This is a genomic window from Mucilaginibacter kameinonensis (assembly GCF_003675385.1).
Classification (GTDB): Bacteria; Bacteroidota; Bacteroidia; order Sphingobacteriales; family Sphingobacteriaceae; genus Mucilaginibacter; species Mucilaginibacter kameinonensis.
Window position 1 is genome coordinate 326,895 of record NZ_RCWZ01000001.1, and the last position, 11,409, is coordinate 338,303.

Annotated in this window: 15 protein-coding genes; 5 read left to right on the forward strand and 10 right to left on the reverse strand. The window is 43.6% G+C overall.

Annotated features, from left to right (window positions below; translation table 11 throughout):
- Positions 1-8 precede the first annotated feature (8 nt).
- Positions 9-449, forward strand: a complete 441-nt coding sequence (locus EAH55_RS01380) for a cupin domain-containing protein (RefSeq protein WP_121808179.1) — start codon at positions 9-11, stop codon at positions 447-449.
- Between the two features lie 12 nt (positions 450-461).
- On the opposite strand, the gene EAH55_RS01385 is transcribed toward EAH55_RS01380, so the two are convergent.
- From EAH55_RS01385 to EAH55_RS01420, 8 genes are all read right to left on the reverse strand, one after another.
- Positions 462-1,304: an SDR family NAD(P)-dependent oxidoreductase gene (locus EAH55_RS01385; protein ID WP_121808180.1), complete on the reverse strand. Its 843-nt coding sequence runs from the start codon at positions 1,302-1,304 to the stop codon at positions 462-464.
- Positions 1,305-1,377: 73 nt separating this feature from the next.
- Positions 1,378-2,127 carry an MBL fold metallo-hydrolase gene (locus EAH55_RS01390; protein ID WP_121808181.1) on the reverse strand — a complete coding sequence of 250 codons (750 nt, stop codon included), beginning with the start codon at positions 2,125-2,127 and terminating at the stop codon, positions 1,378-1,380.
- Positions 2,124-3,200, reverse strand: coding sequence for an NAD(P)H-dependent flavin oxidoreductase (locus EAH55_RS01395; RefSeq protein ID WP_121808182.1), 1,077 nt, complete (start codon positions 3,198-3,200; stop codon positions 2,124-2,126). The genes EAH55_RS01390 and EAH55_RS01395 overlap by 4 nt, the downstream gene beginning before the upstream one ends.
- Before the next feature lie 99 nt (positions 3,201-3,299).
- Positions 3,300-3,677 (reverse strand): nuclear transport factor 2 family protein, encoded by a 378-nt coding sequence (locus EAH55_RS01400; RefSeq protein WP_112568486.1) that lies wholly within the window; start codon positions 3,675-3,677, stop codon positions 3,300-3,302.
- 71 nt (positions 3,678-3,748) lie between these two features.
- Positions 3,749-4,483, reverse strand: a complete 735-nt coding sequence (locus EAH55_RS01405; protein WP_121808183.1) for an SDR family NAD(P)-dependent oxidoreductase — start codon at positions 4,481-4,483, stop codon at positions 3,749-3,751.
- Positions 4,484-4,487: 4 nt separating this feature from the next.
- Positions 4,488-4,706, reverse strand: a complete 219-nt coding sequence (locus tag EAH55_RS01410) for a tautomerase family protein (protein ID WP_121808184.1) — start codon at positions 4,704-4,706, stop codon at positions 4,488-4,490.
- Positions 4,707-4,735: 29 nt separating this feature from the next.
- A complete protein-coding gene (locus tag EAH55_RS01415; RefSeq protein ID WP_121808185.1) occupies positions 4,736-5,269 on the reverse strand; it encodes a YceI family protein in 534 nt (177 codons plus the stop codon).
- 109 nt (positions 5,270-5,378) lie between these two features.
- The gene (locus EAH55_RS01420) at positions 5,379-5,951 is read right to left on the reverse strand and encodes a Crp/Fnr family transcriptional regulator (RefSeq protein ID WP_121808186.1); all 573 of its coding nucleotides are present in this window, start codon (positions 5,949-5,951) and stop codon (positions 5,379-5,381) included.
- Between the two features lie 192 nt (positions 5,952-6,143).
- Here EAH55_RS01420 and EAH55_RS01430 point away from each other — a divergent pair, with 192 nt between their 5' ends.
- The 3 genes from EAH55_RS01430 to EAH55_RS01440 all read left to right on the forward strand — a co-directional run bounded on the left by EAH55_RS01430 (position 6,144) and on the right by EAH55_RS01440 (position 8,200).
- Positions 6,144-6,629 carry a peptide deformylase gene (locus EAH55_RS01430; RefSeq protein WP_121808188.1) on the forward strand — a complete coding sequence of 162 codons (486 nt, stop codon included), beginning with the start codon at positions 6,144-6,146 and terminating at the stop codon, positions 6,627-6,629.
- An 8-nt stretch (positions 6,630-6,637) separates the two neighbouring features.
- Positions 6,638-7,021: a VOC family protein gene (locus tag EAH55_RS01435; RefSeq protein WP_121808189.1), complete on the forward strand. Its 384-nt coding sequence runs from the start codon at positions 6,638-6,640 to the stop codon at positions 7,019-7,021.
- 138 nt (positions 7,022-7,159) lie between these two features.
- Positions 7,160-8,200 carry a DUF4097 family beta strand repeat-containing protein gene (locus EAH55_RS01440; RefSeq protein WP_121808190.1) on the forward strand — a complete coding sequence of 347 codons (1,041 nt, stop codon included), beginning with the start codon at positions 7,160-7,162 and terminating at the stop codon, positions 8,198-8,200.
- 69 nt (positions 8,201-8,269) lie between these two features.
- Here the strand turns inward: EAH55_RS01440 and EAH55_RS01445 are convergent, their stop codons facing one another.
- Both EAH55_RS01445 and EAH55_RS01450 read right to left on the reverse strand, forming a co-directional pair.
- The gene (locus EAH55_RS01445; protein WP_121808191.1) at positions 8,270-8,989 is read right to left on the reverse strand and encodes a hypothetical protein; all 720 of its coding nucleotides are present in this window, start codon (positions 8,987-8,989) and stop codon (positions 8,270-8,272) included.
- 96 nt (positions 8,990-9,085) lie between these two features.
- The gene (locus EAH55_RS01450) at positions 9,086-10,246 is read right to left on the reverse strand and encodes an MFS transporter (protein WP_121808192.1); all 1,161 of its coding nucleotides are present in this window, start codon (positions 10,244-10,246) and stop codon (positions 9,086-9,088) included.
- 348 nt (positions 10,247-10,594) lie between these two features.
- On the opposite strand from EAH55_RS01450, the gene EAH55_RS01455 reads away from it, so the two are divergent.
- Positions 10,595-11,212 (forward strand): hypothetical protein, encoded by a 618-nt coding sequence (locus EAH55_RS01455; RefSeq protein ID WP_121808193.1) that lies wholly within the window; start codon positions 10,595-10,597, stop codon positions 11,210-11,212.
- Positions 11,213-11,409 lie beyond the last annotated feature (197 nt).

Sequence of the window (11,409 nt, forward strand, 5' to 3'; positions counted from 1 at the left end):
AACCACATATGTTCCCTCATTTTAAAGAACGCATCAGCTTTGGCAGCCTTGAAATCAATTTTTTACTTGATGGCGATGATACCGATGGCTCGCTTGTACAATTTGAGCTTGTTGTTCCGCCCGGAGTAAAGGTACCGGCTCCCCATTTTCATGTTGAAGTAGATGAAACCCTATACATACTGGAAGGCACGCTTACACAATTAATTGGTACAGAAACCCGGGAGCTACAACCCGGCGACCATTGTTTTATAAAGCGAGGCACCATTCATGGTTTTAATAATGTTCATGACACTACGGCAAGAGCGCTCTGTACCCTTTCTCCCGCATCTATCGGCCCGGCTTATTTTCGTGAAATTGCAGAGGTGATCAATGCCGGAGGCCCGCCGGATATGCAAAAGGTACTTACCATTATGAAAAAGCATGGCCTTGAGCCGGTTAAACCGGCATAAGTTTAAACCAAATCACGACTTAAAATCGGCCGATATGGTAAACTCTTTCCATTTTTCCAATTCCGCGGTCATTGTTCCGAGCTTTTCAGACGCACGTTTATAAGCATCCTCGCCAAGATAAAGATGCAGCGGAGGTTCGTCCATATCTATTAAACTCATGATTATTTCTGATGCCTTTTCCGGGTCACCGGGTTGTTTCCCGTCAGCGGCAAGGTAACGTTGCTGGGCATTTTTAACGGCCTGGTATCCTTCTATATGACTTTCTGTAAAAGCCAATGAGCCTGTAGTCAGAAACCCGGTACGGAAACCCGAAGGTTCAACCACAGTTACCTTAATCCCAAACTCCTTAACGTCAAGCGCCAACACTTCCGAAAATGCGGCAATAGCTGCTTTGGTAGCCGAGTAAACCGACCAGCCCGGCGCGCCAACAAAACCGGCAACCGAACCAATATTGATAACATAACCGGAGCCTTGCCCCCGCATAACAGGAAGCACGGCTTTAGTTACATCAATAGCAGCCAGCACGTTTACATTAAATATATCACGGATCTTTTGTCCTTCAATTTCTTCAACCGTACCGGCCATGCCATAACCGGCATTATTTACCAGTACGTCAATTTGCCCAAATGCTTTAAGTGTTTCACGGATGGACTCTTCAATACAATCCGGGTTGCTTAAATCAACAGCCAATGGCAAAAACCTGTCTGTATCTATTAAACCAACCGCTTGTTTTAAGGTTTGCGCATTGCGTGATGTGGCTGCTACACGGTGGCCGTTATCCAATAATTTTTTCACCAAGGTACGTCCCAATCCCTGGGACGCCCCGGTTACATACCATACTTTTGTTGAGTTCATGGTTGAAACGTTTTAGGCATGAGCCATTCAGTCCGCATTTTTTAGCAGCCCATAAACTCACGCAGGTAATTATTTATAAACTTGTTTTTTTGCCAGGCGCAAGAATTTTAAGCTGCCCGCCAATGCCAAGCGCGTTGAATGATTGCTGCAGCATTTCTCCCGTTTCGGTATAATGCGACCAGCCCTCAAAGTGCACCGGTATAATGGTGGCGTCAGGAAAAGCAAACGCGGTGTCAATAGCGTCATTAGTACCCATGGTTACATTAAATGGCCCACGCGGTTTGGCCGCTCCCGCAAAAATGAACACATATCGAGGCTTAAATTTCTCCGCTACTTCTTTTATGCCATCATAAAAAACGGTGTCGCCTGTAAAATAGATCTGGAGCCCGGCAACAGTTACAATAAAACCCGTTACATCTCCGGTTAGCTTTTCACTTCCTGCGGGGCCATGCCTTGCAGGCGTTCCGGTAATCACTACGTCATCGTTTAAAGAGAGACTTTCCCATGGGGCCAGGCCAATGGTATTACCACCTAATCTTTCTGCCCCAATTTTTGTGGTTAATGTTTTAGATACCTGTTTCAGCAACTCCCTGCCTGCATTATCTAAATTATCGCCGTGCTGGTCGTGGCTTAGCAAAACCACATCTATCTTACCAATATCAGTAGTCACCGGGCCTTCTGTTTTGTGATATGCGGGTTTATCATTGATCATGAATTGCTCGCCGGCCGGGTCAAGTGTGGGGTCGGTCATGAGCCGTAGCCCGCCAATTTCTAAAATAACGGTCGGACCACCAATGTAGGTTACATTAACTTCGTTTTTCATGGGTTCATAATTTTGGTTGTATCTGTTATGATGGATTGCATCAGCTCTGCGGCTTTGGTATGTTTTAATATTGGAGCTATCTGTCCGCCCCAAAACAAAACCATATCTAACTTTTGCTGTTCAAGTGCTGCTTTGCGTAGCGGTGCCATAAAGGTTGTTTGCAATGGGAAAGGTAAAAAACCTGCTTCCTTACCTATCAGATCTTTAGCTACCCGGCTGGTGATACCGCGGCCAAGCCTGCCTGTAAACGCCCGTGACAGTGTAGTATATTTTGCCGCGTCAGAAAAAAGCATTTGACGGTGAACAGGAAGCGCACCCGATTCATCGCAGGCTAAAAAGGCTGTACCTATTTGCACTGCATCAGCACCCAGTGTCAGGGCTCCTGCTACTCCCCTGCCGTTGGCTATGCCTCCGGCGGCAATAACAGGCGTTTTAACTTTTTCCTTTATCAACTGAAGCAACACAAAAGTACCGGTAGTTGACGCTTCTGCCTGTGCAAGGAATGATGGCCTGTGACCACCCGCTTCAAAGCCCGAAGCTATGATCATATCTACACCACTTGCCTCCAATGCAATAGCTTCATCTAAGGTAGTAGCCGCGCCTACTGTAACTATGCCCAGCCTGCGGCATTGTTCCATCACATCGGCAGGTAGTGTGCCAAACATAAAGCTGAATACTTTGGGGCGCAGGTCGAGGATAGCCTGTAGTTGGTTTTCAAACCGTAGTTTAAAAGGCGCCGGTTTGTTAGGTAATGGGATTCCGGCTTCATCAAAATAAGGTTTAAACAGCTGTGCCGCATGTTCAAACTGCTCATCGGTAGCTTCGCCATTTGGCGCATCCGTTTCCGAAACCCATATATTGATATTGTATGGCTTGTTGGTTGCCGCCCTGATCTGCTTGTCTATCTCAACAATTTCAGGTCCGCTAAGAGTATAAGCCCCGTAGCCACCTAACCCTCCCGCGTTTGATACGGTTGATACCAACTCGACCGAGGATAAATTACCGCCAAAAGGCCCCTGCATAATCGGGTAATCAATACCCAGTATTTCTGTTGCTTTTGTGTTATACCACATGGCTTTAATATTATTTTGTTAAGTCGATAGTACTAAGTCGCAAGTCATGAGTCTGATTTTCCCTTTTTACTTGGAACTTACAACTTTAGACCAAAGAGATTAATTAGTATCGCTGATCATTTTATTTACGATGAGCCATTTACCGTTAAGTTTATGGAACGATAGAAACTCATGGTAGTTGAAATCGTACATTTTTACCTGTACTTCGGCAACCGCGATTGAATTTACTGCCTTAACAGAAATAATTTTCCCTTCAAATGGTTTGCCCGAATCTTTAGGACTCACCCTATTTTTTACGCCATCGAGGTAAACATCCAATGTTTTAGCGTAAGGCTCGCCTTTTACATCGCCAAAAAGCAAGGTACCGGCATTCATTACCTGGTTTAACAAATCCAAATTACCTTCATAAATCCCTTTGAAGTAATAATTTTCAAGCGCCTGTTCAATAGCTGCTTTAGCTTGATTGTTAGTTTCCATTTTGATGATAAATTAAAGCATTATGCCAGCCATTAAGCAAGGCATAATGCGGTTACTATAAATTTTTACACTTAATTTAAATTACGGCCAGCTGCTGTGCCGCCATCAACATTGATAATAGCGCCGGTAATAAAATTGCTTTTAGCAACCGAGTAAGCCATTTGAGCTATGTCTTCCACTTCGCCAACGCGGTTCAGCAAGTGTAGTCCTGCAGTTTGATCGGCATTATCGCCGTGCATTGGGGTACGGATAGTACCAGGAGCAATGGTATTTACCCTGATGTTATCTTTACCAAACTCACCAGCCAGTTGTATGGTAAGCGCATGTACCGCTCCTTTTGAAGCCATTTGCGCTGTAATAGGAACCCCACTAAGCGCGTGGTTAACCAATGGCGTGCCAATATTGATCACTACCCCATCGTGCTGTTTAATCATTTGCGGGATCACGGCCTGGGTGGTAAAATAGGTGCCTTTAAGATTGGTATCTAAAAAACGGTCAAGGTATGCTTCGTCAACCTCAAGGAATGGCCTGGTTTCAAAGATACCGGCGTTGTTCACTAAAACATCTACACTTCCAAATTTATCAATAGCTGTTTGGGCCAGCTTTTCGCCTGTTGCCTTATCGCTTACGTTTCCGGCAACTGCGGCAAGGTTATCACCTGCGCCAAGTTCCTGGTAAACTGCTTCCAGCTTATCGGCAGTTGTTGAGTTAATAACTACATTATCGCCCTTTTCTAAAAAATAACGGGCTATTTCTTTACCTATACCAGATGATGCACCGGTAACTATTATGGTTTGCTTTTTCATTGTCTTACTTTTTATCGGCAGTAATGCCTTTTTCTCTTAATACTGATACCTGTTCGCCGGCATAACCCCAATCATCCAGTTCAACTTCGCTAATCACCACATGGGTTAAGTGCGGATCTTTGTTCAGGGTATTGGTAATTAAATCGGTTACACCTTTTATTAAGGTCTGTTTCTGCTCGCGGGTAACACCTTCGCGGGTCAGTTCAATTTTTACGTATGGCATGGCTTTAGTTTTTAAGCTAAAGCTGTTGATTAAACAGCTTTAGCGGTTATGTTTACATTCAGATCAAAATCATTATAGATCAGGGTATCGCCCAGGTCTTTAAAAAAGTTTCCGGAACGGAACCGCATGCCGTATTTGGTACGATCAACTACAACCTTACCGGTTGCGCTTACAGTATCAGCGGTGGTGGTAACCTGCGCATCAAAACTTACGGGATGAGTAATTCCTTTTATAGTCAGGTTGCCGGTGATACGATAAGTATCATTGCTTTCTTTGCTGATAGCTGTAATTACAAACTGAGCTTCAGGGTAATTGTCAGAATTGAAGAAGTCGTCAGAAGCGAGGTGACCTGCAAACTGGGCGTTGGTAGCCGGATCAGTTACGTCAAGTATCTTGATAGAAGTGGTGTCGATAGTGAATTTACCGTCGGCTAATTGTCCATCGGCAAAATTTAAAGAGCCTTCTTTTATAGCGATGGTACCATTGTGTGCGCCTGTAACCTTCCGACCAACCCAGTCGATGTTACTTTTTGCGCTGATGATTTCAAATTTTTGAGTTTCCATTTTGTTTTGTCTTTAATGACAATACAAAGTTGGGGGCAAATAGCCTGGAAACTGTGTGACCTACATCACAATTGAAACGCCGCCTTATTTATGTGATCTACATCACATTTCATGAATGGTATAAACGGCTCAGCGTCTCCCTTGAAACACCTAAGTAAGAGGCTATTAGTTGTTTTGGAACTATATTATACAATGTTGGATATTGTGCCAGCAACTCTTCATAACGGTGTTTGGCATCGTTATTCATGAACGATAAAAGCCTTTTTTGCGTGGCCACGTAACCTTTATTGGTACGCCAGCGAAAGAAGTGCTCCCCTTCATGAATTTCCCTGCAAAGTTTTTCACGGTCCTTGCTGGTGAGGCAGAGCACTTCGGCATCAGTAATACAGTCTACGTTAACTGTAGCGCGCTCACCACTGTAAAGGGCGTTGTAGTCCGAAGCCCACCAGGTTGGCATGGCAAACTGCAGGATAAACATTTTCATATCATCGTTAATAAAAAACGATTTCAGATAGCCTGAAAGTACAAAATACTCACAGTCTACCTTATCACCCTCACCTATCATAGTCTGGCCTTTTTTAAAGGTTTTGTAGGTGAAATGCGAAAAGAAATAATCGAACTGTTCGTCGGTTAAAGTAATGGTTTTGCTTACGTGTTCTTTTAAAATTTCTTTAGGCTGCATGATATATAAAATAACTACAAAAACTCAAATTTGGACAAGGAAGTTAACGCTTAACTTTCTCGTTTATACGGCTTCCGCTTATTTTAGTTTCGCCATTGCAGAAATAGCAGGTACAATTGGTTTAAGTAAAATTAAGTCAATTATATGTTGTTGCAACATTACCGGCCATAAAAAATTTACTTTTACTATAGCATGAAAAAACTGAATGATATTTTGCTGCTGGGCGATGAACGCCTTTACCAGGTTTGTGATCCGGTAATGCAAAACGAACTCCCATTGTTAAATGGCTGGATAGCCGATATGCATAACGTAATGCAGGAGATCAGAGAGAAATACAACTTCGGGCGGGCTATTGCAGCGCCGCAGTTGGGTATCATGAAGCGGCTTGTTTACATGAATATCGACAAACCAGTTATTTTCATCAACCCCGAAATACAGGACGCCAGCGACGAACTTTTTGAACTTTGGGACGATTGTATGAGTTTTCCAAACCTGCTGGTTAAAGTTAAACGGCATAAAACCATCACAGTAAACTATCTTGACGAAAACTGGCAGCAGCAACAATGGGTAATGACCGATGCCCTGTCCGAACTAATGCAACACGAGCATGATCACTTAAACGGCATTTTATGCACTATGCGCGCCATCGATAGTATGTCGTTTAAATGGCGGCCATAATCTGATTCATGAAACAATTTATAGCACATATCACGGTAGTTGTCAGCAACTACGATGAAGCAATTCAATTTTACACGGAGAAATTGAATTTCGACTTAATTGAAGATACGCTGATCAATGAAAATAAAAGATGGGTTTTAGTAAGGCCGAAGGGTTCATCAGAATGCAGTTTGCTATTAGCAAAGGCTGTAGGAGAAGAACAACAACAGAGAGTAGGCCGGCAAACAGGCGGCCGCGTATTTCTTTTTTTAAGAACCGATGATTTCTGGCGCGACTACCATGCAATGCGGAACAGAAACATAGAGTTTGTACGTGAACCCAAGGCTGAATCATATGGCACAGTTGCCGTTTTTAAAGACCCCTTTGGTAATTTATGGGACTTGCTGGGTTGAGTTTACAATTACCGCTTTGTCGTTGAAAAGGGCCATATAAAAACTTGCAATTGGCATATAATTAAATAAAACTTAAAACACCTGTAACGTATAGGGGTAATACGTGGTCATAGTTGTATCACTATTAAAACCCCTTTTATGAAAAATTATATTTTACTTCTTCTGCTTGCCGGCCAAACCGCTGTTGCGGCCGCGCAGGATGGCGATAGCCGTTCATTATACCTCACCAGGTCATTAGCCAACGATGCCATTAACAGTGCAGTAGTACGCACATCGGCCGGTGGCATTGTAGTTAGCGGACAAGCCGGGCAGACACCGCGTGTTGAAGTTTATATTAAAGGCAATAATGGCAACGAACTTTCAAAAGAAGAGATCAAAAAACGCCTGGATAAAGATTACACCCTTGATATTTCGGTAACCGGGCATGAAGTTAAGGCCATAGCCAAAAGCAAACGCCAAAGCTTTTTTAACTGGAGAAGCTCATTGAGCATCTCGTTCCGCATTTATGTGCCACAGCAATGCTCAACCGATCTGGAAACCAGTGGCGGCGGTATTGGCCTGGACAATTTGAAAGGCAACGAGAAATTTAGCACCAGCGGCGGTGGTTTGCAGATAGACAGGCTCAATGGCATCATTCGCGGTAATACCTCGGGCGGCGGCATCCATGTTTCCAACTCGGGCGATGATATCTCATTAGAAACCAGCGGTGGCGGCATCGAGGCAAAAAACTGTAACGGAAAAATCAGGCTTGAAACCAGCGGCGGCGGCATCACTTTAGAAAACCTTAAAGGCACCATCAATGCCGAAACCAGCGGTGGCGGCGTTAACGGCAATAACATCACCGGCGAATTGATCACCAGCACATCAGGCGGCAGCATTGATCTTAAACGTATGGCGGCCAGTGTTAGCGCTGAAACAAGCGGTGGCGGATTGTACGCGCAAATGCTTAAAGTTGGTAAATACCTTAAACTGCAATCAAGCGCGGGCAATGTCGATATCGAGCTTCCTCAAAACCAGGGCTATGATCTTGACCTCAGGGGCGAAGGTGTATCTCCATCATCGGTTGCCAAATTTAACGGCCAATGGGAAAAAGAACGGGTTAACGGCAAATACAACGGCGGCGGCATCCCGGTTAAAGCCGAGGCATCCGGCGGTAGCGTTAATATTAAATTCAGATAATTCGATAACGCATAAAAGAAAGAAGCCCGGGTAAATTTACCCGGGCTTCTTTCTTTTTTATAATGCAATCTATTTAGTTGCGTTTTTCGAATTGTAGTCATTAAACGCGGCTACTATACCATCTGCTTCCTCCTGTTTAAAAGCGGTCTTTTTGGCCATTGCTACCATACGGGCAGCCAATCCTTTTTTAACGGGCTGATTTCCGTAGCTTCCACTTTTGTATTTCTCCAGCACCTCCGGCGTATCTTCAAAATATTTCTGAAGGTCATAATCAAAAGCATTTCGCAGTTTATCATTATCCTTCTGAGCCAAAATAAAATACCCGCGGATCAAAGCATCCTTTTTCTCTTTCTCTCTTCTTTCTATCTCTTCTTCGCTGGCTACATAAACGGCAACATCAGCGGGATATTCATAAAAACGATGTGCGGTGATCCGGCCAACAGCCAGCCGTTCCATCATATGGTCGTTAGTGCCCATACTTTTAAGTTGAAGGTTTTGCAGGTCAACATAATGCACTTTATCAAACAAACGGGTACCAACCACATAAAACTTCATATCATCGGCCTTGATCCGCTTTGGCTTTACATTTGGATCTTTAGCAAAAGCGACTGAATCTTTAACCCGGATATAGCGCTGATTATACCAGGGCTCGGCTTCGTTAAGGGCTATTACACCACCCACACGTGTGCCATCATTCATTATTACATAGCCTGGTTGGTAATCTTGCGCTTTACAGATAGAAATGCCAATAAATAATATAAATACTAATAAGGTGTAAGATTTTTTCATGTCATAAGGTTTATAAATCACTATAAAGCTACCAATTATTCACAAATACCCTACATCAATATTATTTAATAACATTGGCATAATAATGCCGGTTAGCTATTGGGAACGTTTCAACAATGCCAGTAAACCCAGTAACGGGCCTATAGCCAGCAGCATATAAATATATCGCGCGTTTTCAACCGTCCGTAAAGCGGTGATAAGTTGAATACTTACAATGGTAATAGCAAAGCCAATGCAATTAACAATAGTGAGCGCGGTACCTTTTAATTGCTGACCGGCATTTTGTGCAATTAGGGTTGAAAATAATGGAGAATCGGCAATAACAGCCATGCTCCAAACCAATAAAAACACAATCAATATCCACGCTGAACCGGCAAACAAAAACAGCGGCGATACTAAACAACATACACCGGAAATTGTCAATGCCATCGTGGCTACTTTCTTTACGCCGATATAGCCTGAAATGATCCCGCTGCCCACACAGGCAAACGCCCCAACGCCAATAATAAGAAAGGATAAGAGCGGAACGTTTAAATTAGCATCTGAGTAACGGCTATTATAAGCGCTTAGCATAACCGGCACAAAAGCCCAAAACGCATAAAGCTCCCACATGTGCCCGAAATATCCAAAAGCAGCAGACCTGAATTGCCTGTTGCCAAAATTTTTCAAAAAGGTGGCCGGGTTCAGTGCAGCGCCCGGTTTTCTTGCGGGGCCATCGGGCACAAGCAATACCATGGCACAACCGCCTAAGGCAGCCAATATTGAAGTTGATAATATTACGTAACGCCAGGGCAGTGCTGCCATCAGGCTTTTAAGCAAATGCGGAAACGACGTGCCTAATACCAAAGCACCCACCAAAAAACCCAAAGCTTTACCTAATCCCTGCGGATAATGATCGGAGGCGATCTTCATTCCCACAGGGTAAATCCCGGCCAGGAAAAAGCCTGTTGTATATCTCAACACCAAAATGATCGTGGCATCCGTTCCCGGCAAGCAGGCCAGGGCGTTAACAGCCGCTGCAATAAGCGCACAGGTAAAAAATACCCGCACAGGCGAAAACCTGTCGGCAATGCTCAGGATAGCAAAAACCAAGGTTCCGGTGATAAAGCCCAATTGAACGGCGCTTGTTAAATACGCCAGATAAGATGGTTCCAGCTGTAATTGTTTGGCGATATCGCCCATAACCGCGTTACCTGCAAACCATAATGAGGTGCAAAAAAATTGAGACAGTACAATTACCGGGAGGATACGTTTCATTGGGTTTTATCAAACGTTTTAACGCGTTGATTAAAGTGCACAATAATAGTTATAAACTGTGCTTTAAGAAAGCTGTCTTTTTTTCCGAATCTTCCATTTTGAGAGGGGGCGCCTACGGAGCCAATATCCGCTGTTTGTATTTTTTTTTACAGGGTACCCCTACGGGGTGACTAATCACAATTTTTAACTCCGTAGGAGTATCATGTTTATAGCAAACACCTATCGGATATTGGCTCCGTAGGTGCCTCCTATTATAGGAGCGATATCGTTCGCAATTTTATTTCCTATTGCGTTGTTTTCACAAAAAATGTATCTTGAATTTCCAAAACAAACCTAACCTCATCACCTATGGAAAAACAACAAATTATTGATCAGATAAAATGGATGATTGCCGATGGCAACGCGGACCATGAAATTGAAGCCTTGCTGGTTGGAGAGGGTGTTGCGCGGGCCGAAGCAAAATACACGCTGTCTGTAGTCAAAAACGAATTGTTTCCCGACGAATATCCAATAATCTTTGAACGTAAAAGCAACCGCAACTACCTGTGGGCCAGCTTGCTGATTGCTACCGCACTGGTATCATTACTGTTTTTTCACCCATGGCGTAAATCATCAGGCACTGCAGAAAGAGAAATAAACCCGGCCGATATGATCCAGCTTATGAAAGACGGGCCCGGTGTTTATACTACCGAGCTCAATAAGATCAATGCGGGCTGGACATTTAATCAGGAAAAGGACAGGTGGGAAAACAAAAAACGAAAAACAGCCATTGCTATCAGACTGGAACAACTCCTGTACATGTGCCCCGTATTGCATGACCATTCATTCCAGGATTATCTCGAAAATCACGAATTCAGGGATATCATTTATACTAAACCAGGCAGCAAGATATTCCAAAACGACGAATTCATGTTCACTATCCAAACCAACGCAGACTATACCATGATCTCGCTGGCTTACCGGTAATTTCCATCTCACTCCCTTCCGTATACCACATATTCCATCGATTGAAAAAAGCCTGAAATTCACTTTGAATTTTCCGGGTTGCCTGACAACAGGCATTTTACAAAACGCTAAAGTTTAAAACCTGTTAACCCTTTGTTAACAGAGCTGATTTGCGTACGGATAGCAAAAAGCTGAAAATCAACCCCAAACAACACATT